This window comes from Luteibacter sahnii (genome assembly GCF_034063545.1).
GTDB classification, from domain to species: Bacteria; Pseudomonadota; Gammaproteobacteria; order Xanthomonadales; family Rhodanobacteraceae; genus Luteibacter; species Luteibacter sahnii.
This window is the reverse complement of the sequence record NZ_JAQLOK010000004.1, coordinates 37,832-62,480: the sequence shown is the minus strand read 5'-3', so window position 1 is coordinate 62,480 and position 24,649 is coordinate 37,832. Positions and strand designations below refer to the sequence as shown.

The 24,649-nt window shown below is 67.9% G+C and carries 19 protein-coding genes; 5 read left to right on the top strand and 14 right to left on the bottom strand.

Annotated elements, in window-relative coordinates:
• Positions 1–52: 52 nt before the first annotated feature.
• The 3 genes from glmM to orn are packed head-to-tail and all read right to left on the bottom strand — an operon-like array spanning position 53 to position 2,993.
• The gene (gene glmM / locus PI246_RS13160) at positions 53–1,456 is read right to left on the bottom strand and encodes a phosphoglucosamine mutase (RefSeq protein WP_320551763.1); all 1,404 of its coding nucleotides are present in this window, start codon (positions 1,454–1,456) and stop codon (positions 53–55) included.
• 60 nt (positions 1,457–1,516) lie between these two features.
• Positions 1,517–2,422, bottom strand: coding sequence for a dihydropteroate synthase (gene folP / locus PI246_RS13155; RefSeq protein WP_320551762.1), 906 nt, complete (start codon positions 2,420–2,422; stop codon positions 1,517–1,519).
• A 4-nt stretch (positions 2,423–2,426) separates the two neighbouring features.
• A complete protein-coding gene (gene orn, locus PI246_RS13150; protein WP_320551761.1) occupies positions 2,427–2,993 on the bottom strand; it encodes an oligoribonuclease in 567 nt (188 codons plus the stop codon).
• 64 nt (positions 2,994–3,057) lie between these two features.
• Here orn and sbcB point away from each other — a divergent pair, with 64 nt between their 5' ends.
• Both sbcB and PI246_RS13140 read left to right on the top strand, forming a co-directional pair.
• Entirely contained in the window at positions 3,058–4,482 is a 1,425-nt protein-coding gene (sbcB, locus tag PI246_RS13145) for an exodeoxyribonuclease I (protein ID WP_320551760.1), read from the top strand.
• 7 nt (positions 4,483–4,489) lie between these two features.
• Positions 4,490–5,179, top strand: coding sequence for a DUF2461 domain-containing protein (locus tag PI246_RS13140; protein WP_320551759.1), 690 nt, complete (start codon positions 4,490–4,492; stop codon positions 5,177–5,179).
• Positions 5,180–5,329: 150 nt separating this feature from the next.
• Here PI246_RS13140 and gloA2 read toward each other — a convergent pair whose 3' ends face one another.
• Genes gloA2 through ligA form a run of 3 tightly spaced genes read right to left on the bottom strand, consistent with a single transcriptional unit; the run spans position 5,330 to position 9,055 of the window.
• Entirely contained in the window at positions 5,330–5,713 is a 384-nt protein-coding gene (gene gloA2, locus PI246_RS13135; protein WP_320551758.1) for an SMU1112c/YaeR family gloxylase I-like metalloprotein, read from the bottom strand.
• Position 5,714: 1 nt separating this feature from the next.
• Complete coding sequence (gene epmA, locus PI246_RS13130) at positions 5,715–6,668, bottom strand: EF-P lysine aminoacylase EpmA (protein WP_320551757.1); 954 nt, start codon at positions 6,666–6,668, stop codon at positions 5,715–5,717.
• Positions 6,665–9,055: an NAD-dependent DNA ligase LigA gene (gene ligA, locus PI246_RS13125; protein WP_320551756.1), complete on the bottom strand. Its 2,391-nt coding sequence runs from the start codon at positions 9,053–9,055 to the stop codon at positions 6,665–6,667. Before ligA ends, epmA begins: the two co-directional genes overlap by 4 nt.
• A gap of 105 nt (positions 9,056–9,160) precedes the next feature.
• Here ligA and PI246_RS13120 point away from each other — a divergent pair, with 105 nt between their 5' ends.
• Both PI246_RS13120 and PI246_RS13115 read left to right on the top strand, forming a co-directional pair.
• A complete protein-coding gene (locus PI246_RS13120) occupies positions 9,161–10,633 on the top strand; it encodes an MFS transporter (RefSeq protein WP_320551755.1) in 1,473 nt (490 codons plus the stop codon).
• A gap of 42 nt (positions 10,634–10,675) precedes the next feature.
• Complete coding sequence (locus PI246_RS13115) at positions 10,676–11,863, top strand: cation:proton antiporter (RefSeq protein ID WP_320551754.1); 1,188 nt, start codon at positions 10,676–10,678, stop codon at positions 11,861–11,863.
• Here the strand turns inward: PI246_RS13115 and PI246_RS13110 are convergent.
• Positions 11,829–13,244 carry a cryptochrome/photolyase family protein gene (locus PI246_RS13110; protein WP_320551753.1) on the bottom strand — a complete coding sequence of 472 codons (1,416 nt, stop codon included), beginning with the start codon at positions 13,242–13,244 and terminating at the stop codon, positions 11,829–11,831. The genes PI246_RS13115 and PI246_RS13110 overlap by 35 nt on opposite strands.
• A 116-nt stretch (positions 13,245–13,360) precedes the next feature.
• Here PI246_RS13110 and PI246_RS13105 point away from each other — a divergent pair, with 116 nt between their 5' ends.
• Complete coding sequence (locus PI246_RS13105; RefSeq protein ID WP_320551752.1) at positions 13,361–13,810, top strand: glycine zipper 2TM domain-containing protein; 450 nt, start codon at positions 13,361–13,363, stop codon at positions 13,808–13,810.
• A gap of 71 nt (positions 13,811–13,881) precedes the next feature.
• On the opposite strand, the gene PI246_RS13100 is transcribed toward PI246_RS13105, so the two are convergent.
• The 7 genes from PI246_RS13100 to PI246_RS13070 all read right to left on the bottom strand — a co-directional run bounded on the left by PI246_RS13100 (position 13,882) and on the right by PI246_RS13070 (position 24,394).
• Positions 13,882–14,502 carry a hypothetical protein gene (locus PI246_RS13100; RefSeq protein ID WP_320551751.1) on the bottom strand — a complete coding sequence of 207 codons (621 nt, stop codon included), beginning with the start codon at positions 14,500–14,502 and terminating at the stop codon, positions 13,882–13,884.
• Positions 14,503–14,642: 140 nt separating this feature from the next.
• Positions 14,643–15,569: a tetraacyldisaccharide 4'-kinase gene (gene lpxK, locus PI246_RS13095; protein ID WP_320551750.1), complete on the bottom strand. Its 927-nt coding sequence runs from the start codon at positions 15,567–15,569 to the stop codon at positions 14,643–14,645.
• A gap of 57 nt (positions 15,570–15,626) precedes the next feature.
• Complete coding sequence (msbA, locus tag PI246_RS13090; protein WP_320551749.1) at positions 15,627–17,405, bottom strand: lipid A export permease/ATP-binding protein MsbA; 1,779 nt, start codon at positions 17,403–17,405, stop codon at positions 15,627–15,629.
• A complete protein-coding gene (locus tag PI246_RS13085; protein ID WP_320551748.1) occupies positions 17,402–17,827 on the bottom strand; it encodes an ExbD/TolR family protein in 426 nt (141 codons plus the stop codon). The genes msbA and PI246_RS13085 overlap by 4 nt, the downstream gene beginning before the upstream one ends.
• A gap of 3 nt (positions 17,828–17,830) precedes the next feature.
• A complete protein-coding gene (locus tag PI246_RS13080) occupies positions 17,831–18,490 on the bottom strand; it encodes a MotA/TolQ/ExbB proton channel family protein (protein ID WP_320551747.1) in 660 nt (219 codons plus the stop codon).
• 232 nt (positions 18,491–18,722) lie between these two features.
• Positions 18,723–22,070 (bottom strand): GH92 family glycosyl hydrolase, encoded by a 3,348-nt coding sequence (locus tag PI246_RS13075; protein WP_320551746.1) that lies wholly within the window; start codon positions 22,068–22,070, stop codon positions 18,723–18,725.
• Between the two features lie 80 nt (positions 22,071–22,150).
• A complete protein-coding gene (locus PI246_RS13070; protein ID WP_320551745.1) occupies positions 22,151–24,394 on the bottom strand; it encodes a DNA internalization-related competence protein ComEC/Rec2 in 2,244 nt (747 codons plus the stop codon).
• Positions 24,395–24,649: the final 255 nt, after the last annotated feature.

Sequence of the window (24,649 nt, the reverse complement as noted above, 5' to 3'; positions counted from 1 at the left end):
GCATGACCAAAACCGGCGTGGGGCACCCCGCCGGCCGGTGTCGGGAATTGGTTCAGGCGAGCGCCTGGGCCGCCGATTTTACGGCCTCGGCGAGCCGCGAGGCCAGCCGGTCCACTTCCGCCGCGTCGGCGGCTTCGATGGTCACGCGCACCAACGGCTCGGTGCCCGACGCGCGCAGCACCACGCGGCCGCGGCCCTCCAGCACGCTTTCCACCTCGGCCAGCACCTGTTTCACCGCGTCGCTGCCGAGCGCCGCCTTGGCACCTTCGGCACGTACGTTGAGCATCGTCTGCGGCAGCTTCGTGAGGCCCGCTCGGGCCTGGGCGAAGGTTTCGCCCTCGCCCACCAGCGCTTCGAGCAGGGCCAACGCGGCCACGATGCCATCGCCGGTCGTGAAGCGGTCAAGGCACAGCACGTGTCCGGAGGTTTCGCCGCCGAGCAGCCCGCCGTGCTCCTTCAACTGCTGGAGCACATAGCGATCGCCGACGTTGGCGCGCACGAGGGCGATATCCATCTGCCTGAGCGCGCGCTGGAGCCCGTAGTTGCTCATGAGCGTGCCGACGACCGGCCCCTTCAACAGGCCTTTTTGCTTCCAGTGTCGGGCGATGACGTAAAGCATGTCGTCGCCATCGGTCACCGTGCCGTCATGGTCGACGATACGCACGCGGTCGCCGTCGCCGTCGAAGGCGATACCCAGGTCGGCCCCCCGCGCGAGCACGGCCTGGGCGAGCGCCTCGGGCGCCGTGGAGCCCACCTCGCGATTGATGTTCAGGCCATCCGGTTCCGCACCGATGGTGAACACCTCGGCGCCCAGGTCGGTGAAGACCTTGGGAGCGACCTGGTAGGTGGCGCCATGCGCGCAGTCGAGCACGATGCGCAGGCCCGCCAGCGAGAAGTCGTCCGACACCGTGGATTTGCAGAACTCGGCGTAGCGGGTCACCGCATCGTCGACGCGGCGGGCCTTGCCCAGCGCTTCGGACGCCACCGTGGCGAATTCGGCCTCGAGTTCGGCCTCGATCTCCGCCTCGAGGGCGTCGTCGAGCTTCTCGCCCTGGCCGGAAAAGAACTTGATGCCGTTGTCCTGGTGCGGGTTGTGCGAGGCACTGATGACGATGCCGGCATCGGCTCGGAGCGAACGCGTAAGGTAGGCGACCCCCGGCGTCGGCATGGGACCCAGCAGGCGAACGTCGGCGCCGGAAGCGACGAGCCCCGCTTCGAGCGCGGACTCGAACATATAGCCGGAGACCCGGGTGTCCTTGCCGATCACGACCATCGCATGGCGCCGCGGATCGCGGCGCTCCGGGCCGGAACCAGCCGGACGATGGTCCGCGGCGCGGCGCCGGGCGAGCACGGCGCCCACGGCCCGGCCAAGGCGCAGGATGAAATCGGCGCTGATCGGATAGGTGCCGACGTGGCCCCGGATGCCATCCGTACCGAAGTATTTACGTTCGCTCATGGCGGTAATTCCTTGTTCAACCGGGGAATCATACGCCAGAAGATTCCCACCGCGCGCACGCTACTCGTCGTCGGGCCAGCGCGGCATCGACGGGGCGTCGCGGCGCGGGGCGACGTCGCCCTCCTTGACCGCGGCCCACACCGCGAGCGCATCGACGGTGGCCGCCACGTCGTGCACGCGGACCATCACCGCACCCCGTTGCACGGCGACCAGGGCAGCAGCCAGCGAACCGGCCAGACGCGCGGCCGGATCGTGGCGACCGGTGAGTTGGCCGATCATCGACTTGCGCGAGAGACCGGCGTAGGCGCCCGCCCCGAGTTCGACGAAACGGCCCATGGCACGTAGCAGGGCCAGGTTGTGGTCGAGGCTTTTGCCGAATCCGAAGCCCGGGTCGACCAGCACGCGACGGCGATCGATGCCGGCCAGTTCGCAGGCGAACAGGCGATCGGTGAGAAAACGGTGGACCTCGCCCACGACGTCGTCATACCGGGGGGCGTGCTGCATGTCGCGCGGCTCGCCCTGCATGTGGGTCAGGCACACCGGCACGCGCAGGTCGGCGGCGGCATCCAGCGCGCCCTCGCGACGCAACGCGTAAACGTCGTTGATCATGCCCGCCCCGGCCCCCACGGCGGCACGCATGACCTCCGGCTTGGAGGTGTCGATGGCGATCGGGAGCGTGGTAGCGGCGACAAGCCGCTCGATGAGCGGCACGGTGCGGCGGATCTCCTCGTCTACCGGCACCTCGTCGGCACCGGGCCGGGTGGACTCCCCGCCGACGTCGAGCATGTCGGCGCCCTCCTCGGCCAGGCGCATCGCGTGGGCGTAGGCCGCCTCGAGCGTGTCATGGCGTCCGCCATCGGAGAACGAGTCGGGCGTGACGTTGACGATGCCGACCACGCGCGGACGGTCGAGCGACAGCGCCCGGCCGTTGCAGTCCAGCACGGTGGCGAAGGGGTCGAAGCTCATGCGGTCAGCCCTGCTGCGGGCCGCCGAGCGGACCCATGAAGCGGCGGTAATAGCGCAGTTCGTCGATGGAGTCGCGGATGTCGGACAGCGCGGTGTGCGCCGAGTCCTTCGTGAAACCGCGCGAGATCTCGGGCGACCAGCGGCGCGAGAGCTCCTTCAGGGTGGACACGTCGAGATTGCGGTAGTGGAAGTAGCGTTCCAGCGCCGGCATCTCGCGGTGCAGGAAGCGGCGATCCTGGCAGATGGAATTGCCGCACATGGGCGACTTGCCCATCGGGACCCACGCGCGCAGGAAGGTCAGCGTGGCCTCTTCGGCCTCTTCGCGGGAAACATCGGACTCGACCACCCGCGCCCACAGGCCGGAGCGGCCATGCTGGTTGCGGTTCCACGCGTCCATCTGCTGCAGGCGTGCATCGGTGTTGCTGATGGCGAAGACGGGACCTTCGGCGAGGACGTTCAGATCCTTGTCGGTCACCACGGTGGCGATTTCGAGGATCGAGTCGTTGTCCGTATCCAACCCCGTCATTTCAAGGTCGATCCAGATGAGGTTGTCGTCGTTCGCTGGGGTCATGGGGTCTCCTTGCAATGGGAGGAGTCTACCGCGCCGGACGTCTGCGCTGTGCGATCATGAACGGATGGCCGAACCGACCTTCTTCTGGCACGACTACGAAACCTTCGGCGCCGACCCGCGCCGGGATCGCCCCTCCCAGTTCGCGGGCATCCGCACCGACGCGAACCTGGAGATCGTCGGCGAACCGCTGATGATCTACTGCAAGCCGCCACGCGACGTGCTACCCCATCCGGTCGCCTGCCTGATCACCGGCATCTCGCCCCAGCTCGCCGAGCGAGAGGGCCTGCGCGAGGCCGACTTCGCCGCGGCCATCCACGAGGAGATCGCCCGGCCGGGCACCTGCACCGTCGGCTACAACTCGCTGCGCTTCGACGACGAGTTCACCCGGCACCTGCTTTACCGCAACTTCTACGACCCGTACGGGCGCGAGTGGGAAAACGGCAACTCCCGCTGGGACCTCATCGACCTCGTGCGCATGTGCGAAGCCCTGCGTCCGGAGGGCATCGCCTGGCCCATGCGCGAGGACGGAGCGCCGAGCTTCAAGCTCGAACACCTCGCGACGGCCAACGGGCTCAAGCAGGCCCGGGCGCACGACGCCCTGTCCGACGTGGAAGCCCTGATCGCCCTTGCCCGCCTCATCCGCGCGAAACAGCCCAGGCTCTGGGACTGGTACTACGCCCTGCGGCGCAAGCAGCGGGTGTTCGAGTTGCTCGACGTGGCGGCGATGACGCCGGTGGTGCACGTCTCCTCGCGTTATCCGGCCAGCCGTCACTGCCTCACCGTGGTGGCGCCGTTGGCCGCGCATCCCTCGCGGGCCGGCGAAGTGATCGTCTACGACCTCACCGCCGACCCTGCCGACCTGCTCGCGCTCGACGACGACGACATCGCCGACCGGGTGTTCACGTCGCGCGCCGACCTGCCCGAGGGCGTCGAGCGCATCGCCCTGCGGACCATCCGCGCCAATCACGCGCCGGCGCTGGCGCCGCTGTCGGTGCTCAAGGATGTCGACCACGGCCGGCTGGGCCTCGACATGGCAAGTGTGGAGCGCCACCTTGCCGCCCTTCGCGAGGCGCCCGGCCTGGCCGAAAAGCTGCGTCGCGTCTATGGCCACGCGGCGAGCCTGCCGCCTGCCGACGATCCCGAACTGGGACTTTACGGCGCATTTTTGCCCGACGCCGATCGCCGCCTCCTCGCCGACGTGCGTGCGACACCGCCGGATCAGCTCGGAGGGCGCCCGTTTCCGTTCCGCGACGCGCGCTACCCGGAGCTGCTATTCCGTTACCGGGCGCGCAACTGGCCCGAAACGCTCTCGCCCGACGAGCAGTCGCGCTGGGATGCGTTCCGCCTGGACCGCCTGACCCGCGACGGACCGCTGACCACCCTCACCTTCGACACCTACGCCGCCGAACTCGCCCAGGCGCGCAGCCGGCCGGACGCGCCGATGGCGCTGCTGGACGATCTGGATGCCTGGGCCCGCGAACTCCACTGACGCCGACATGCCGCATACAAGCTATTTCACCCCCGCCACCTTCCGCTTCTTCAAACAGCTGATCCGCAACAACAGCCGCGAGTGGTTCCAGGCGCACAAGGACGACTATGAGCGCCACGTGCGTGAGCCGTTCACCCAGCTCATCGTCGACATGCAGGCACCGCTGGCGAAGATCAGCCCCCACTTCCGCGCCGATCCGCGCAAGGTGGGCGGGTCGCTCTACCGCATCCATCGCGACACGCGCTTCGCCAACGACAAGCAGCCTTACAAGGGCTGGCAGGGATCGCGCTTTTTCCATGAGCGGCGGCATGAGATCCAGGCGCCGGGCTTTTACCTGCACATCCAGCCCGGCGAATGCTTCGCCGGCGCGGGGCTGTGGCATCCGGAGCCGCCGGTGCTGAAGAAGCTGCGCGAGTTTCTGGCCGACAACCCGGGGGCGTGGAAACGGGCGACGCACACGAAGGCTTTCCGCGACCGTTTCGCATTCTGGGGCGAGAGCCTGTCCCGGCCGCCGCGCGGGTTCGACGCCAACCACGAGCTGATCGACGACCTGAAGCGGAAGAACTTCGCGGCCGGCCAGAACATCGACGAGTCGATGGCCTGTTCGGCCGAGTTGCTGCCCTTCGTGGTCGACACCTTCAAGCGACTCGCGCCGATGGTGGATTACCTGTGCGCGGCGCAGGAGCTGGAGTTCTGAGGCAACGGCCCGTCGACGGTTGCTGCGCGCCCGACGCGCGATTCCCCGCTGCCGCAAGGCAGGAAAGCCTGTCGCCGATACGATCGGCGATGCGCCGCGCCTCGACGGCTAGCCCACCTCAGGCACGCCTGGCAACGCCCCCGCGCGGACTCAGTCCTCGTAAAGCTCGATCGGCAAATCGTCCGGATCGGCGAAAAACGTAAATCGCCGACCCGTGTACTCATCGACGCGGATCGGCTCGCACGCCACGCCATGCGCGGCCAGGCGATCCACCGCCTCGTCGATATCACCTACCGAAAACGCCAGGTGCCGCAGTCCCTGGGCCTCGGGCCGCGACACCCGGGGCGGCGGCGCGGGAAACGAAAACAATTCGACCTGCACGCCCGGGCTCACTTCAAGATCGAGCTTCCACGAATCGCGCGCCTCGCGATACGCCTCATGCACCACGCGCAAACCGAGCACCTCGGTATAAAAGGCTTTCGACCGTGCGTAGTCCGAACAGATGATTGCCACGTGGTGGAGGGCCCGCAGCATCTCAAGCCTCCGCGAACGGGTAGGCCATGACGTCGGCGATGGCGTCGGTATCGGCCAGCACCATCAGCAGGCGCTCGATGCCGAGGGCCACGCCCGCGCAATCGGGCAGGCGGTCGAGCACCGCGAGCAGGCGCTCGTCGATGGGCACCTCGCGTGCCCCGCGTTCGCGCCGTACGGCGTTGTCCCGTTCGAAACGGGCCCGCTGTTCGCCGGCGTCGTTGAGCTCGTGATAACCGTTGGCCACTTCGTAGCGCCCCAGGTAGACCTCGAAGCGTTCGGCGACCGGCGGGTCGCCCGGTCGGATCCGCGCCAACGCGCACTGGCTTGCCGGGTAGTCGTAGATCACGGTGATGCGGTCGCGCGGAAAATCCGGCTGGATGCGATGCGTCATGAGCAGGTCGAGCCAGTCGTCCCGCCCGAGACCGTCAGGGTCGATCGTCACCTCGCCCAGTGCCTCGCGCAGCCGATCGACCGACGCCGTCAACGGATCCACGCCGAGCCGGCCCATGTAGAGGCTCCGGTACTCGGTTTCCACCACGTCGACCGTTCGACCGGCCTGCAGCATGAAGCGTTCGAAGAGGTCGATCACCTCGCGCGCCAGTCGCGTGTGGTCCCAGCCGACGCGGTACCACTCGAGCATCGTGAATTCCGGGTTGTGTCGTCCCCCGGCCTCGCCGTCGCGAAATACCCGGCCCAGTTCGTAGCAGTCGCCCATGCCCTCGGCGAGCAGCCGCTTGAGCGGAAATTCCGGCGACGTGCGCAACCAGCGCTCCGCGGCCCCGGCGTCGACGTGGCCGGTAAAGCACGTGCTGAAACTCTGGATGTTCGGATCGGTATTGCCGGCGGCGGAGAGGATCGGCGTCTCCACCTCGGTGACCCCTCGCTCGGCGAAGAAGGCGCGCAGACGCGCGTAGGTCTTCGCGCGCAGACGCAGGCGATCCAGGCGCACCGTCACGGTGCCACCCCGTGTTCGGTCAGCAGCGCGAGCAAGTCGGCCTCGCCATGCACCGGCACGCCCAGCTCGGTCGCCTTGTCGAGCTTGGAACCCGCTGCCTCGCCCGCGAACACCGCCGTGGTCTTCTTCGATACCGAGCCGGCCACCTTCGCCCCGAGCGATTCCAGGCGCTCGGTCGCGTCGTCACGCTTGAGCGAGGCCATCGTGCCGGTGATGACGTAGGTATGCCCTTCAAGCGGCAGCGCCGCGGCGGACTTGGCGGGTAGCCGGTCGAGCAGCCACTGCATGTCGGCGAAATCGTTGACCAAATGGCGGTAGTGGGTGGAATCGCTGACGTACGCCCAAAGATGGGTCGCCGCCGCCGTCGGCACACCGGCTACGATCCACTGGTGCTCGCCGGCCTGCACGAGGTCGGTCACGGTCGCGTAGGTCTTCGCCAGCAACGCGGTGCTCTTGGGCCCGAGCTTGGACACCTTCGCCGCGTCCAGCAGCACGTCGAGGCCGAGCCGCTCGCGCAGCTTCGGCGACGGCGCGCCCTCGTCGGCAAAGGTGATACCGGCGCCGAGCAAGGCGTCGACCACCGCCTGGTTGCCCTCCTGCCCAAAGAATGCCGCGATCGACGTGGCGACCTCGTCGCCGATGTCCGGCAGCGCGCGCAGCACGGACGCGGGTGCCCGACGCACCGCCTCGAGCGAGCCCAGCCAGAGGGCGAGCGTCTTCGCCGTGCTTTCGCCGATGTGCATGATGCCCAACGCGAACAGGAAGCGCGGCAAGGTGGAGCGCTTGCTCGCCTGGATGGAGGCCACGAGGTTCTCGGCCCACTTGGTGGCGACCTTGCCCTGTTTGACCGTTTCCGGCGTGGTGCCGTCGCGCTCGTCGGCCAGTCGTTTCATCTGGACGAAACGCTCGACGGTCAGCTCGTAGAGGTCGGCCGGCGTGTGCACGATGTCCAGTTCGACCAGCGCGTCGACGAAGCGGTCGCCCAGGCCGTCGATATCCATCGCCCGGCGCGACGCGAAGTGGATGATCGCCTCCTTGCGCTGCGCCGCGCAGACGAGGCCGCCGGAGCAGCGATAGGCGGCCGCGCCCTCCTCCCGCAAAAGTTCGGAATGGCACACCGGACAGGCCGCCGGCATCGACCACGGCACGGTGCCTTCGGGGCGGCGCTCGTCCACCACCCGTGCCACTTCGGGAATCACGTCGCCCGCACGGCGCACGATCACCGTGTCGCCCACCCGCACGTCCAGTCGGGCGACCTGGTCGGCGTTGTGCAAGGTGGCATTGGTCACCGTGACGCCGCCGACCTGCACCGGGGCAAGACGGGCGACGGGCGTCGCCGCGCCCGTCCGGCCGATCTGGATCTCGATGCCCTCGACCGTGGTCGTCTGCTCCTGCGCGGGGTATTTGTGCGCGATGGCCCAGCGTGGGGCGCGCGATACGAAACCCATCTCGCGCTGGCCCTCGTAGTCGTCGAGCTTGTACACGACACCGTCGATGTCGTAAGGGAGGCTGTCGCGCTTGTCGCCGATCCGGCGGAAATAGCGGATGAGGCCGTCGAAGCCTTTCGCCGTGGAAACGTCCGGGGATATGGGAAAACCCCACTCGCGCAGGCACGCCAGGGTCGCCGAATGCGTCGGCGGCAACTCACCACCCTCGACCAACCCGACCGCGTAGGCGAAGAAGGCGAGCGGCCGCTTCGCCGTCACCGCGGGGTCGAGCTGGCGCAGCGAGCCCGCCGCGCCGTTGCGTGGATTGGCCAGCGGCTTCTCGCCCGCCTCACGTGCGCGCGCGTTGAAGGCATCGAACGCGGCGCGCGGCATGATGACCTCGCCGCGCACCTCCAGTACGCGCGGCCAGCCCTCGCCGCGCAACCGCAGCGGAATGGCTTTCACGGTGCGAAGGTTGGCGGTGACGTCTTCACCGACCGCACCGTCGCCGCGCGTCGCCCCCTGCACGAAGACGCCGTTCTCGTAGCGCAGGCTGATCGCCAGGCCGTCGAGCTTGGGTTCGACGGAAAACACCGGTTCGCGACGTCCCAGCGTCTGTTCGATCCGTCGCTCGAAGTCGGCGACGTCACGGTAGCGCTCGCGATCGCTGTCGCCCTCCTGCTCGAACGCGTTGCCCAGCGAGAGCATCGGCACCGCGTGGGTCACCTCGGCGAAACCGCCCTGTGCCCGTGCCCCGACTTTGCGCGTGGGCGAATCGATGGCGGCGAGGTCGGCGTACTCGGCTTCCAGGGCTTCCAGCTCGCGCATCGAGCGGTCGTAGTCGGCGTCGGTGATCGTCGGCTCGTCGAGCACGTGGTAGCGATAGTTCGCCTCCTCGATGAGGCGCCGGAGCGTAGCGGCGCGTTCGATGGCCTCGGCGGGAGCGGTGGGCTGGGACATGTGGAGAATCCGTGATGGGGCGACCGGGCGCGAGCGGCCGACAAATGTCGGCCGGGGACGGTCCAAAAGCAAGCGGTCGACAACGACGCTATAATGTGACACGCCATGCCCCTACAAGACGTCATCGACTCCCCCTCCGAGAACGACGTCCACCGCCTGCCTTCCGACCGACCGGCCCTCGCGCCGGCCGAGCCGTCGAGCCGTGTCCGCTACCGCGGGCTCATCTGGCTCGTCGCGGCTGCGTTCTTCATGCAGGCGCTGGACTCCACCATCGTCAACACGGCGGTGCCTGCCATCGCGCGCGCGCTCGACGTGTCGCCGCTGAGCATGCGCACCGCGCTCACGAGTTACGTGCTGACGCTAGCGGTGTTCATCCCCATGAGCCCGTGGCTGTGCGACCGCTTCGGCACACGTCGCGTGTTCGGCGGCGCGATCCTGGTGTTTTCGCTGGGCTCGCTGCTTTGCGGCGTGGCGCAGAACCTTCCCCAGCTCGTCGGCGCGCGCGTCGTGCAAGGCCTGGGCGGGGCGGCGCTGCTGCCGGTCGGACGTTACGTGCTGGCGCGCAGCATCGACCGGCGCGAGTTCGTCGGCGCGATGACCACGGTAGCCACGTTCGGTCTGCTGGGTTCGGTCTTCGGCCCGCTGGTCGGCGGCACGTTGGTGGAATTCACCAACTGGCGCCTGATCTTTCTCATCAACGTGCCGGTGGGGCTGATGGGGCTGTGGCTCAACCGGCGCGAAATGCCCGACTACCGGCTCGACCGCGCGAACCGGTTCGATACCGTCGGCTTCGTGATGTTTGCAGGTGCCTCGGCACTGCTGCTGATGGCCGCGGAAACCGCCGGCAGCGATGGCCAGTGGCTGCGTGTCGGCGCGTACGCGCTTCTCGCGCTCGGGCTGGGCGCGCTTTACGTCCGCCATAGCCACCGGGTGCCTCACCCGGTGAGCGACCTGTCCCTGCTCAGGGTGCGCAGCGTCTGGGTGTCGCTGGCCGGCAACCTTTTCACCCGGCTCGGCGTATCGGGCATGTACCTGCTGCTGGTGCTGTTCCTGCAGATCGGCTGCGGTTGGTCGCCACTGGCCGCGGGCATGATGATGGTGCCGCAGGCCATCGGCTCGATCAGCGTGAAGCCGTTCATCGACCGCCTGCTGACCCGCTTCGGCTACCGGCGCCTCCTGCTCGGCAACACGATCGCCGTGTCGGTGGTGCTCTGCGTTTTCGCCCTCCTCGGCCCGGGCACCCCTACCTGGGTGATCGCCGGATGGGTGTACGTCTACGGGGCCTTCATGTCGCTGCAATACACGTCGATGAATACGCTGACGTACGTCGACCTCGACGTGCGTTACGCCTCGATGGCCTCGTCGATGGCCTCCACGGCCCAATACCTGTCGATGAGTTTCGGCATCGCCCTGGCGTCGCTGTTGATGGAAGCGTTTCTCCCCTCCCACGCGCCGTCGGCCTATGTCGGCGCGTTTCGCGGTTCGGTGATCGTGCTGGGCATGGTCACGCTCGCCGCCAGCTGGATCTTCAGCCGATTGCGCGACCCCAGAGCGTCGGGAGCCCACGGCGCGATGTGAGCGGTTACCCTCGGGGGGTGTGTTTTGCTCGAAGGATCTTCCATGCACGACTCCGCAGGCATCCTGCTCACGCTCTTCATCCTCTTCGTGGCCTCGCAGGTGGGCGGCGAAATCGCCCAGCGACTGCGTTTACCCGCCGTCGTCGGCGAGATCGCGGCCGGGTGCGCGATCGGGCCGTCGGCCCTTGGATGGCTCTCGGCACCCGACATCGCCGCCGGCACACCCCTTGACGTCCTGGCCGAAATCGGCGTGATTTTGCTCCTTTTCTCAGTCGGCCTCGAAACACGGCTCGACGATCTCAAGCGCGTCGGCGCCAGCGCGTTTCTCGTGGGCGTGCTCGGCGTACTCGTGCCGTTCGGCCTCGGCGCCCTCTGGGCGCACGGGTCGGGCTTCGACTGGATCCGCTCGATGTTCGTGGCCGCCGCCTTCGTCGCGACCTCGGCGGGCATCACCGCTCGCGTGCTCCAGGAACTGGGCGTGCTGCAACGCCAGGAAGCGCGGATCATCCTGGGCGCCGCGGTGATCGACGACATCCTCGCCATGCTCCTGCTCGGCGTCGTCTCGTCGCTGCAAGGCGGCGGATCGGTCGACGTGGGCAGCCTGGTCGGCACGCTGCTCGGCGCGATCGGTTTCGTGGCGGTCATCGGCTGGGGCGGCACGCGCATCATGCGACGCGGCTCAGGCTGGCTGGAAAAGCCGCGAAGCCGGATGTCTCCGCTGACGATTGTCCTTGCCCTGTGCCTCGGCCTCGCCTTTCTGTCGATGAAATTTCATCTGGCAGCGATTATCGGGGCGTTTCTCGCCGGGATGATCGCGTCGGAGACACGCCAGCGCCACCAGCTGGAAGAGCAGACAGCCCCCCTGCTCGCCTTTCTGACCCCGTTCTTCTTCGTGGTGACGGGCGCGAAAGTCAATCTCGCCGAACTCGGCAGCGTGGATGCCCTGATAATGCTGGCGGTGGTGACCGCGATCGCCGTCGTGTCGAAACTGGCCGGCGGCTTTCTCGGCGCGCTCTCGATCGGTCGACGCGGCGCCACCATCGTCGGATTCGGCATGGTGCCGCGGGGCGAGGTCGGCGTGGTCATCGCCAGCCTCGGCCTCGCGGCAGGCGTCTTCGACGAGCGCATCTACGCAGTGATCGTGGCGATGTCGCTGCTCACCGCCATGATCACGCCGCCGGTGCTCTCGCTGCTGCTCAGGGATCGTGCTTCAGGCCCTGATACGCCGTGAGGGCCGCCTCGCGGGTCGCTTTGAGGTCGACCATCGGCGCCGGATAACCCGAGGCCTTGAGAAACGCCTCGTCCTCCCAAGGGGCGTGGACGAGGTGTCCCGGGGCGTCGACCAGTTCGGGAATCCATTGGCGGATGTAGGCACCGTCGGGATCGAATTTCTGCGACTGCGTCACCGGGTTGAAGATGCGGAAATACGGCGCCGCGTCGGCACCGCTCCCCGCCACCCACTGCCAGCCCATGGCGTTGTTGGCGAGGTCGGCATCCACCAGGGTGTCCCAGAACCAGTACGAACCGAGCACCCAGTGCTGGCGCAGGTTCTTGGTGAGAAAGCTCGCGGTGAGCATGCGTACGCGATTGTGCATCCAGCCGGTGGCCCACAACTCGCGCATACCCGCGTCGACGATGGGAATGCCGGTCTGGCCACGTTGCCAGCGACGCAATGCGTGGTTGTCGCGTCGCGCCCAGCGGAAGCCGTCGAAGCGCGGGTTGAAATTTTCTTTCGTCGTCTTCGGAAAGTGATAAAGCAAGTGGTGACCGAACTCGCGCCAGCCGAGCTGGCGCAAGTAAGGTTCGATATCCACGGCGTTGCGCCGACGGGAGAGGCGCTGACGCAAGCCGGCAGCGACCTGTCGTGGCGATATCTCGCCGAAGTGCAGGTGCGGTGAAAGGCGCGACGTGCCATGTCGCGCGGGCATGTCGCGACTTTCCGCATAGTGGCCCACCGCGTCGTCCGCGAAGAGGTCGAGCATCGCCTGGGCACCCGCCTCACCGGGAGTCCATGCCTTGAAACCGCGGGCCCAGTCGAGCGAGGGGAGCAGGTCCAGCGACGCCAGCGTGGCGGCGTGAGGCAGGGCGGCCAAGGAAAGCGGTGACGGCTCGGCGATGGCCTCGACCTCGTCGATGCGCGGCCTCAGGCTGCGCCAGAACGGGGTGAATACACGGTAGGGCTCGTCCTGCTTGGTCGCGATGTCCCACGGCTCGCACCACAACGCCGCGTTGCAGGTGACCACCTCGATGCCGTCGTCCTCCAGCGCGTCGAATACGGCCTTGTCGCGCCGTCGCGAGGCCGGATCGTAGAGGCGGTTGGCGTACACGGCCGTGGCGCCGGTCGCCTGGATAGCGGCCCGGAGCGCGTCGAGCGTTCCGCCATGGAGCACCTGCAGGCCGCCGCGATGGCGCCGCAACCCAGCATCGAGGGCATGCAGGGAGTGATGCAGCCACCACCGGCTCGCGGCACCCGGTGCCCATTCGCCCTCCTCCTCCGGTGCATGGATATAGAGCGGCACGACGTGCGCATGCGCCGCTGCCGCGGCGGCCAGGGCGGGATTGTCGGCGAGGCGGAGGTCGCGGCGGAACCAGTGGATCGCGGTCGTCGTCATGGAGGTACCAGCAGGGGCGGGAGGTGGCATCGTACTAGCGTTCCGTTCAGTCGCACCCTTTAGACTTGGACGGGCGACGGTCGACGTTCTATCGGCCGATGAAACAAGGAGACCGCATGAACATCAAGACCATCCTGGGCATCCCCCTGGCCGCCCTTCTCGCCACCGCGATGATCGCCCCGGCCTCGGCGAAGGTGCTGCAGCAGCGCGACGGCATCTACGTGCGTTGCGACCAATGCGGCGTGGTGCAGAGCATCGACCACAACGTCGTGCAGGGTCGCGACCACGGTACGGCGGGTGCAGTCATTGGCGCGATCGCCGGTGGCGTGCTGGGCAACCAGGTCGGACGCGGCAACGGGCGCAAGCTGGCCACGGTGGCGGGTGCGGTCGGTGGCGGCTTTGCTGGCAACGCCGTGGGCAAGGGCGGCGGCAGCGACAGCTACACCCTGCGCCTGAAGATGGGCACTGGTGGCTACACCAACGTCGAGGTGAAGGACGCCTCGGCGATTCGCGAAGGCGATGTCGTCGTCGTCGACGAACAGGGCAACGTCACGCGCGTGCAGTAAGTCCAACCAGGGACGTGACCCGCGAGTGCGGGCCACGTCCTTGGGGTCACGTGAGCACGTTGGACGTGCCGTTACCTGTGACGCGGCGGTTCAGGGATGTCATAGTTGGGAAGGCTGAACGTCCCATCGGTGAACCGGTGGAAGATGGGCAGGTCGTCCTCGGCCTTCGTATCGAAACGGAAGCGCCCCTGCGCCCAGGACCGACCACCGGAAAATTCGAACTCGATCGATCCCTGGTAGCCCTCGGAGACGACAAACCTCATGCCGTCGTCCGTTTCTTCCATCGCCATGAAGATGGCCGTGAAATGGCCATCCGGCTTCGCTTCCCCGCCGCCTTCGAACACGCTGATGGCATAGGTTCCCGATTCGACGCGCCCGCGTGATCGCCCCGTGTTCTCGATGATGATCCGCCTCTGGGCGGCATCGTCCTTTATGACGAATCGGTGCGACTTGACGTCGGCGTAGTACGATTCGCTCATCAGCACGTCTTTGCTGGTAAAGGGAACCCCGTCCAGCACCATCGATGCGGACCCGCCCAGATCGTTCGCCCGAAGCCGGCAGGCCATCATGTCCCTCGCGGCCTCGAGGACGACTGCGTCGATGCGCTCAACGCCCCGGCGTGACACCGACCCGGGCGCCTGCGGCATCGGTAGGTAAAACGTATACGTGCCCCGCGTTTTCTTCGTGTGCATGGCTTCATTCCGTGAAAAGCCCCCTGCCGCACAAGTATCCGGACCATCGCCGCCGGCAGGCAAGGCACGTTTCAGGCAACGCCGGCCCCGCGACCGCGACGCGCCACACGTTTGTCGACGGACCTACGCCGAAAGGCCGATCAATCCACCCGCGTCACCCGCCCAGCCACCGCGTCGTAGAACGTCGAGGGAAGGCGCGCCGTCACCGGTACGCGCCACCAATTCGCGCGGGCAAAGCCGCGGCATTTCACGGCGTCCTTGTCGGTCATCAGCACCGGACACCCATCGGCAAACGTGAAGTCGTCGCGTTGAAAGGCGTGATGGTCGTCGAACGGATGACCGTCGACGACGATGCCGTGGGCGGCCAGGCTCGCGAAAAAGCGTGCCGGATTGCCGATACCTGCGACGGCATGCGCAGGCCGTCCGGCAAAGTCCGACAACGGCGCGACTCGCGTGGGGTCGTCCAGGTTCACTGCCACGCCACCGTCGAGGGCCATCGGTACCTCGCCAGCGAGGGGGATACCGCCATTGACCACCACGAAGTCGACGTCGTCGAGGCGGGTGGCCGGTTCACGCAGTGGGCCCGCCGGCAACAGGTGGCCGTTGCCGAGACGGCGTTCGCCGTCGATGACGCAGATCTCCACGTCCCGCCCCAGCCGGTGATGTTGCAGGCCATCGTCCGCCAGCACGAGATCGCAACCGGCGTCGATGAGCAGGAGAGCGGCTTCGGGCCGCTGCCGGCCGATGGCAACCGGCACCCCTGCCTGCCAGAGCAGGCTCGGCTCGTCGCCCACCCTGGCCGGCTCGTCGCCGTCGCGCAACAGATAGGGACCTCGCTCGCTGCCCCCGTACCCCCGGCTCACCACGCCGGGACGAAAGCCCCGGTCGGCCATCGCGCGCGCGAGGGCCGCGATCAACGGCGTCTTGCCGGTACCGCCCACGGTGATGTTACCGACCACCACCACGGGCACGGGCAGCGTGACCACCTGCTCGGGATGGTCGCGGAACGAACGCGCCCGATGCGCGACGAGTCGGGCGTAGAGCGCTTCGAGTGGGCGCGTCCACACAGGGGGCGCGCCCCCGTCATACCAGCGTTGCTGCAAGGACGCGCCGAACGACACGGCTCAGGCGCCCGTGGCCTGCTCGTGGAACTGCATGCGATGCAGGGCGGCGTATTGGCCGCCCATGGCGAGCAGTTCGCGATGCGTGCCCAGTTCCACGATACGCCCCTGGTCCATCACGGCGATCTGGTCGGCGTGTTCGATGGTGGACAGGCGATGCGCGATTACGAGCGTCGTGCGATCGCGCATCAGTCGGGTCAGCGCGTCCTGGATGAGCCGCTCGGATTCGGTGTCGAGCGCGCTGGTCGCTTCGTCCAGCACCAGGATCGGCGCGTTCTTGAGGATCGCCCGGGCAATGGCGATGCGCTGACGCTGGCCGCCGGACAACGAATTGCCCCCCTGCCCGATCGGCGTGTGCAGGCCCTGCGGCAACCGCTCGATGAATTCCATCGCGTTGGCCGCCTGTGCCGCCGCGGCGATGTCCGCCTCGCTGGCGCCCGCCATTTCGCCGTAGGCGATGTTCGCCGCCACGGTGTCGTCGAACAGCACCACGTGCTGGCCGACCCAGGCGATCTGCTTGCGCAACGACGCGAGCGTGTAATGGGTGTAATCGCGGCCGTCGATGAGGATGCGGCCTTCGTCCGGCTCGTAGAACCGCGGCAACAGGCTGACCAGGCTCGACTTGCCGCTGCCCGAACGCCCGACCAGGGCGGTGACCGTGCCCGGCGCGCAATCGAGCGTGACGCCACGCAGGGCCACGTGGCGGTTGCGCTCGTAGACGAGGTGGATGTCCTCGAAGCGGATGCTGCCCATGGTGCGTTCGAGTACCGCCGTGCCGGTGTCGACCTCGGGGGGCTGGTCCATGATCTCAAAGAGATCTTCCGCCGCCGTGACGCCCTTCTGCAGGCTCGCCTGGATGCCGGCGAGGCGCTTGAGCGAGGGCATCATCGCCCCCATGGCCGTCAACACCGAGGTGAAGATGCCGGGGGTGATGGTGTTGAGGATGTGCGGCCGCGTCGCCAGGAACACCAGCATCGCCAGGGCCATCGCGCCGACGGTCTGGATGGTGGCGCTGGACGCCGCACTGGTGGCGGACACCTTGAGGTTCAGGTGGCGCTGGCGCTCGGCCACGTGCCCGAAGCGCTCGGCCTCGCGGGACTGGCCGCCGTAGATGCGCACTTCGCGGTTCGCGGCGACGGCTTCTTCCACCGCGCTCGTCACGGTGCCCATGTTGCCCTGGATGCGCTTGCTGATCTTGCGGTAGCGGCGGCTGATCACCGTGACGATCACGACCACGCAGGGCACCAGCACGAGCAGCGCAAGCGTCAGGTAGGGGCTGTAATAAAGCATCACCCCGAGCATGCCAATCACGGTGAAGCCTTCGGTGATCGCGACCTTCAGCGAATCGGCCGATGCCGACGCGACCTGCTCGCTGGTGTAGGTGATGCGGGAGATCTGCTGGCCGGACGGCTCACGGGCGAAGAACGCGGACGGCAGGCGCAGGTAGGCCGCGAACACATCGATACGCATGGCCTGCACGACGTTGCGCCCCACGTAGGCGATACCGTAGTCGGTGACGTAGGTCGCCACGCCACGCACGAGAAAGATGCCCACGATCCAGATCGGCATCCAGAAGATGATATGCGCGTCCTTGTCGACGAACAGCCTGTCGATCAGCGGCTTGAGCAACCCGGTGAATACCGAGAGGCACAGCGGGTCGACGATCATGCCGACGATGGCCACGTAACCCGCGCTGCGGAATCGCCGTGTATAGGTGAGCAGGCGCTTGTACGTCGCCAGGGTCTGGGCATCCCAGACCGATGTCTTCTTCGGACCGCTCACCGCGCCGGGGCCTCGCTCGGCGTCGTGGCAATCGACAGATGAGTGAAGCCCAGCTGGCCCAGCGCGTCCATCGCCCGAACGACGTTCTGGTGGGCGGTGTTGGCATCCGCCCGGATGACCACGACCCGGCTGCGGTCAGGGCCGGCGACGCGTTCGAGCGTGGCCTTCAGCGGTTCGATGCCCTCCCCCATGACTTCGTCGCTGCCGACCGCATAGTGGCCGTCGCGGTCGACCATCAGGGTCAGCGCGTTGTCGGTGGACTCGCGCGCCTCCGCGTCGGCCTTGGGCAGATCGACCTTGACACGCGAGTGCTGGATGAAGGTGGTGCTCAGCACGAAGAACATCAGCAACGTGAGCAGCACGTCGATCAGCGAGATCACGTTGATCTCGAAGTCATCGTCGCGACGGGAACCGATACGCATGGATCAATCGGCCTGCGCGGTGGCGGCGTCGCTCGCGTGACGACGGCGCGGCGCGGCGGCGCGCGGCGCGGACAGGTCGTCGAGCAGCGCGGTGGCCTCTTTTTCCATCTGTACCACATAGCCGCCGACCTTCGAACGGAAATAGCGGTGCAGCACGTAGGCCGGAATGGACACGACCAGGCCGAACGCGGTGCAGATAAGCGCCTCGCCGATGCCCCCGGCCATCCGGGTGGGATCGCCGATGCCGCCGGCCATGACACTGAGGAACATCCGGATCAGCCCGACCACGGTGCCCAGGAGGCCCAGCAGCGGGCCGATGAGGGCGATGGTGCCGAGGGTGTTCAGGTAGCGCTCCATGCGGTGCACCACGTGGCGGCCGGTGTCCTCGATGCGCTCCTTGATGAGTTCACGGGGGCGGTCGCGCACCGCGAGAGCGGCGGCGAGCAATTCGCCCAGGGGCGAGCCCTTTTCCAGCGCCTCAAGGTGCGCGGCGTCGAGCTTGGCCGACCGCGCCCACTCGCGCACCTCGGCGCCCAGGCCCGGCGGCAGCACGGCCGCGCGACGAAGGGCCCAGAAGCGCTCGAGCACGATCGCCAGGGCCAGCAGGGAACACACCACGATCGGCAGCAAGGCCCAGCCGCCAGCCATCAGGATCTCGAGCACGGGGAACCCCGGATTCAACGAATGCAGACGTCAATGATAGCAGGGCGCGCCCGGGGGACCGAGATGGCATTCACAGGCGAGGGCGCTCGCCGGGCGCGGGTGAGCGCGGACCGTGTCCGCGAACCCTCAGGGCGGCAACGACGCGGGCGAGGCCGTTGCCGCCATGGTGCGAGAGCCCGGCGTCTCCCGCTTGATGCCGGCTGCCGTCGGGCTGGCCCCTGGGTGAACGGGTCTAGCGGGCTAGGAACTCCAGCTCTGCCACCTTGGCGGGACCCTGAAACGCCACGCGGTAATAGGCGTACGCCGCGGGCGCTTTCAGCGCGAAGGCGCGGGTCTGGCGGTTCCATGGGAACGACTCACCGTGGCGTTCGTCGAGCATGGTCCAGCGCTTGCCGTCGCTTGAGGCTTCGACGGTCCATGAGGTCGGCGCCTCGTTCGCGTGGGCCGGCGAGGTGATGGTGTACATCGCCACCGTGACGGGCGCGTCCAGCCGATCGACCAGCACCGTCCTGCCCCCCGGAAGCGACAGCTCGGTGGACGAATCGTTATCCACGGCGGCAGCCAGCGAGCGCTTCGACCCGCCCTCCACGCGCAGGTCGGCCTCGCGCAGCACGTCGTGCAACGGCGACGGCTTTTCGCCCTCCGCCGTGATCGACGCCGGCATCGCGTCGGGCCCGGTACCCCAGGTGGACGGCTTGGGGCCCATCGTGAACTCGAGCGTGGCACCGTTGGCCAACAGGTCATGCGGCAGCGTCACGCGATGCCACGGCTGCCCGTTGACCTTCAGCGACTGCACGTAGCGGTTCGTGTCGCTGACGCCCGGCGCGCGGATGTCGATGACCTTGCCGCCGTCGAGGGTGAGCGTCATGTGCGGGAAATACGGCGCGCCGATGACGTATTCGGGCGTGCCCATGCGCAGGGGATAGAAGCCGGCCGCGCCGAAGATCCACCACGCCGACATCTCGCCGTTGTCCTCGTCGCCCGGGTAGCCCTGGCCGATCTCGCTGCCCACGTAGAGGCGCGACATGGCGTCGCGGAGTTTATCCTGGGTCTTCCACGGCTGACCGGCCTGGTCATACATCCAGATGATGTGGTGCGCTGGCTGGTTGGAGTGGCTGTACTGCCCCATGCGCACATCGCGGGCCTCGAGCATTTCGTGGATCACGCCGTCGTAATCGCCCACCTCGAAACGGCCGGACGCGTCGAAGTAGGCATCGAGCTTCTTCGCCAGGCCTTCGCGACCGCCATAGAGCGTAGCGAGCCCCGCGCCGTCCTGCGGCGCATGGAATGCCATGGTCCAGCCATCGGTTTCGGTGTAGTCGCCGCCCCAGCGGAAAGGGCTGAACTGATCGGCTTTCCAGCGCCACGCCCCTTTCGGATCCCGGCCGACGAAAAAGCCCACATCGGGGTCGAACAGGTTCACGTAACCCAGCGCGCGGGAGCGATACCACTGCGCGTCGTCGGCATAACCGGCGTAGCCGTCATGGGACGGCCGGTCCCGGGCGAGGGACTGGGCGAGGTTGCCGATGGCGAAATCGTTGATGTAGCCGTCCATCGACCACGACAGCCCCTCGGCGACCTTGTCGTCGGTATAGCCGTTGAAGAGCGCGCGCTCGATGCCCTTTCGGCCGGTCCCCTTGACCTCGCTCACGGTGGAGGCGTTGCGGATCGCCGACTGGTAGAAGGCCGACACGTCGAAATTGCGCACGCCCTTGAGCCACGCATCGGCAAACGCGACGTCGGAACTGGTACCCACCATCAGGTCGGCGTAACCGGGAGACGACCAACGGGCGATCCAGCCGCCGTCGCGGTACTGCTGCACGAAACCGTCGATCATGCGCCCCGCCTCGTTGGCCGTGAGCAGCACATACGCGGGCCACGCGGTGCGGTAGGTGTCCCAGAAGCCGTTGTTGACGTAAGGCTGCCCGTCGAGGACGCGCGCCCCGGTATGCGTCGGCGTGGTCTCCCCGACCGGTGCGGAGAACGGGCTGGCGTACTTCCACACCGGCGCCGCCTGGGTGCCGGTGTTTTCGTAGGCCATGTTCGGATACAGGAACAGACGATAGAGGTTGGAATACAGGATGGTCAGCTCGTCCGGCGTCGCGCCTTCGACTTTCGCGATGCCCAGGCGGGCGTCCCACGCCCTGCGCGCCCGCTCGCGCACGCTGTCGAACGTGTCGGCCCCGGCGATCTCCTGGGCGAGGTTCGAGCGTGCCTGGTCGACGCCGATCAGCGAGGTAGCGATGCGCATCGTCACCTGCTTGTCGTGGCCGCCCCGGGTGTCGAAACCGAACCACGCCGAGGCCGCGTCGCGCTTTTCACCGGTCAGGCGACCGCTCTCGGCGACGGGCCGATCGAACGTGGCGTAGAAATACATGCGCGTCGCACCGGCGGACAGCCGGCTCTTCACGTCCGACCACCCCTGGAGGCTACGGCCCTGGGGATCGAGCGTGACCGACGCGTCGCCGTTGACGTTGTCGAACACCAGTTGCCCGCGCGTGCCCGTGAAGGTGAAGCGGAACATCGCGGCATGGTCGGTGGGCGTGATCTCGGTGACGATGCCGTCGTCGAAGCGCACGCGGTAATAGTCCGGATGCGCGACCTCGTCATCGTGGCTGAACGACAGCGCGCGCGTATCGCGCTTCAGCGGTGGTGCACCGTCGGTGACCTGGGCCGGCATCACCTGGAAGGTCTGCCGGTCGCCCATCCACGGGCTGGGCTCGTGTGACAGCGAGAAGGCCTCGATGCGTGGCCGGTTATCGGCGCCGTTACGCGCTTGATACTGGTAAATCCAGTCGGAACCGGCGTTCGTGGTCGGCGTCCAGAAGTTGAAGCCATGCGGCATCGCCACCGCGGGAAAGTTGTTGCCACGCGAGAACGAGGCGTTGGCGTTGGAACCGCGCCGCGTATCCACATGATCGGTCGGACGGTCTGCCGAGGATGCCGGCACCGGGGCGATGCGCACGTCGTCGAGCCAACCTTCGAACGCCTTGCCGGCGGGCGCATCGACACTCACTTCGATGGCACGCACATGGCGTCCCTTTGCCGCGGAGAGGTCGACCCTGACGTCGTTCCACTGGTCCGGGTAAAGCACCCTGCCCTCGCCCTGCCCCTTGGCCGACGCCGGCACCCGATGCTGATCGCGCGCGCCCAGCGACGACAATCGCGAACCATCGTCGAATACCAGATCGATGGTGACGTAGTTGGCAGGGTTGGTCAGGTCGTCGTCGTTCGAGCGCGGGAAGACACGCCACGAGAGCTGCATGCCGGGGATGACGGTGAGATCGGTGGTGAAAATCGTGCCGATGAGGGGCCGGCCCGTGGCTGTGCCGCCATACCGCAACGCATGGGTGCCGGTGAAGCCGACATGGGCTTTCGCCGTCAGCACCGCTTTCTCCGGCGGACCGCCGACCACGCTCAGCGACAGGCCGTCCGACGGCCCGATCGACGGCGGGGGATCGCCGGCTTCGAACGACGACGCGAAGCGCTGCCCTGCGGCGACCGCCGTGCCGGATGCCAACGCGGCCAGCAACGCGAGACCGAGCGCGGTCCTTCCCACCACCTGCTTCGATGCCGTCACGTGGTTCCCTTCGAATCGATAGACATCGATTTAAATCGTTCTAAATTGACGATGTCAAACCGCAGCGCAACACAGACCGTTCACTCCCGCCAATAACGATCCCGTGGTCGGCGCCACTCGCGGGACACGAACGGCATGCCATCAGCGGGGAAATCCACCGCGATCGCGCCGCTGGACGCGGTAACGAGAACGATGGCACCGACGCTGCGATGGCGTGCAAGCACGTCGGGATGCGGATGGCCGAAGCGATTGCGCCACCCGGCCGATGCGATCGCGAGCATGGGTCGCACGCGGTCGAGCCAGGCGGTCCCGGAGGAGTGGCGGCTGCCGTGGTGCGCCATCGTGCTCACGGTCGGGCGATCCGATAGCGGCAGGTCGGTGAGCATGCGCCGCTCGCTGGCATGGCCGATATCGCCGGTCAGCAGCAGGCGGCCAGCGCGTCCGTCGACCACCAGCACGCATGAGCGCTCGTTCGACTTGCGCCCGGCAGGACCTTCCACAGTGTCGAAGCGAAAGCTGACACCGTCCCATCGCCATGTCACCCCGTGCGTGCAGGGTGCCGATGGGAGGGGCGAACGTTCCGGTTCGCCCGCCCAGCGAGACGCACCGGGATGACGACGGGCGACAGTGTGGGCGCCGCCGGCATGGTCGTTGTCGCCGTGACTGACCACCAGCGCATCCACGCTATCCAGACCCAGCGCCTGTAACGACGGCAGTACGACACCCGCCCCGGCGTCGCCGCCGGGGTAGGCCGGCCCCGCGTCGTAAACAAGCGTGTGGTGGCGCGTGTGCACGAGCACGGCGAGCCCCTGTCCGACATCGAGCACCCAGGCCCGGAACGCGCCTTCCGGGAGCGCGGCGCGTGTCGGCCAGAGCAAGGGCAGGAACAGCGCCGCGCCGTGCAGGCGCAGCGGAACCCCTCGGGGAACGAACAGCCACGCGGCACCGACCGTCGCCAGGAGCACCGGCCACCACGTCGTCACCGGCGCGGCGATGCGCGATCCGGGCCATTCCGCCATGGCCTCGAGTACGCGCCACTCCCACGCCATCGCGTCCGCCGCGACCCGCCACGGCACCGTGGCGATGTCGGGCCACGCGGCAAAGACGCAACCGATGAGCGCCAGCGGCACCACCACGACGCTGACCAGGGGCGCGGCCAACAGATTCGCGGGAAACGCCACGAGCGACGTGCTGCCGAAAAGGTAAAGCGACAACGGCAACAAGGCCACGCTCATCGCCGCCTGGGCACGCAACGCGGCGAGCACCCGTGCGCGCCATCCGCGACCGTCCCCCGAGACGCACAGCATCAGGAAACCCACGCCGGCGAATGACAGCCAGAAGCCCGACGACAACACCGAGAGGGGATCGGCGGCAAGCATCGCGAGCGCCGCGAGGGCGAGCAGGTGCGCTCCACGCCCACGCCGTCGTGCGATGCCGATCAGGACGAGCGAGGCGGCCATCAGCAGGCTGCGCACGGTCGGCAGGCCAAGGCCGGCAAGAACGCCGTAGCCGGTCGCGACGACGAGTCCGGCCACGGACGCCGCGAGTGATCGCGGCAACCGCGACCCAAGGCGTGGAAAAAGCGCGTACAGCAGACGCACGAGCAGCACGCCGCCACCGGCCGCGACACCGACATGAAAGCCGGAAATGGCAATCAGGTGGGACGTGCCGGTGGCTCGGGCGACGTCCCAATCGCCGGCGTCCAGACCCCGCGTGTCGCCGACGGTGAGCGCCTTGAGGATGCGGGCGTCATGCGGACCGAGGCGATTGTCGAAGGTGCGTGCGATCGCATCGCGCCAGCCGTCGGCGCAAGGCGCCACGCCGAGTCGACGGTTATCGGCCGACGCACGCACGCTGGCGGTGGCGACGATGCCACGCAGCAGGGCCACGCGTTCGCTATCGCCGCCGCCGGGATTGACGGTGCCGCGCGGGCGGCGCAGGCGTAGCGACAGCGACCAGCGTTCGCACGGCCTGGGCGTTTCGTGGGTGCGATACCACGTGACGCGAACAGCACCGCGCGCCTCCGACGGCATGGCATCGGGAACGAAAACGAAGGTCACGTCGCCGCCCCGCCGACGCGGCAGTTCGACGATGCGCCCTTCGATGCGCGCGTCGTGCCCCTCGAAGGCGGACGGCAGCCGGGCCTGCATGGCCCGCTCGCCTTGCCCCGCCGTCCACGCGGCGAAGGCCAGGAAGATCGCGGCATAGCGCCACCATGACGAACGCCACGCGGCGAGCGATGCCAGGGCGAGCGCGGCCACCGCGAAGGACACCGGCCAGGACGGCAGAACCGCCAGCTGCTGGACGGAAAGGCATCCGGCCACGGCGACGATCGCGGCGGCTGGGAGTGAGAAAGGCAGGGCAAGGATTCGCGGCACAGCCCAGCAAGGCTAAGCGCGACGTAGCAACGCGGTGCCCGCCATCAGGGGAAGGCGGATGCCGCTGCGTTCGTGTGGAAAACGCCGTCAGCGACCGTCGTGTCCGTTCCCGCCCCCATGCCACCCATCGCCGCGGTTACCACCGTGCCAGCCGCCCGGGCCTCGCCCGGGATTACTTCGCCAACCGCCGGGCGGGGGGCG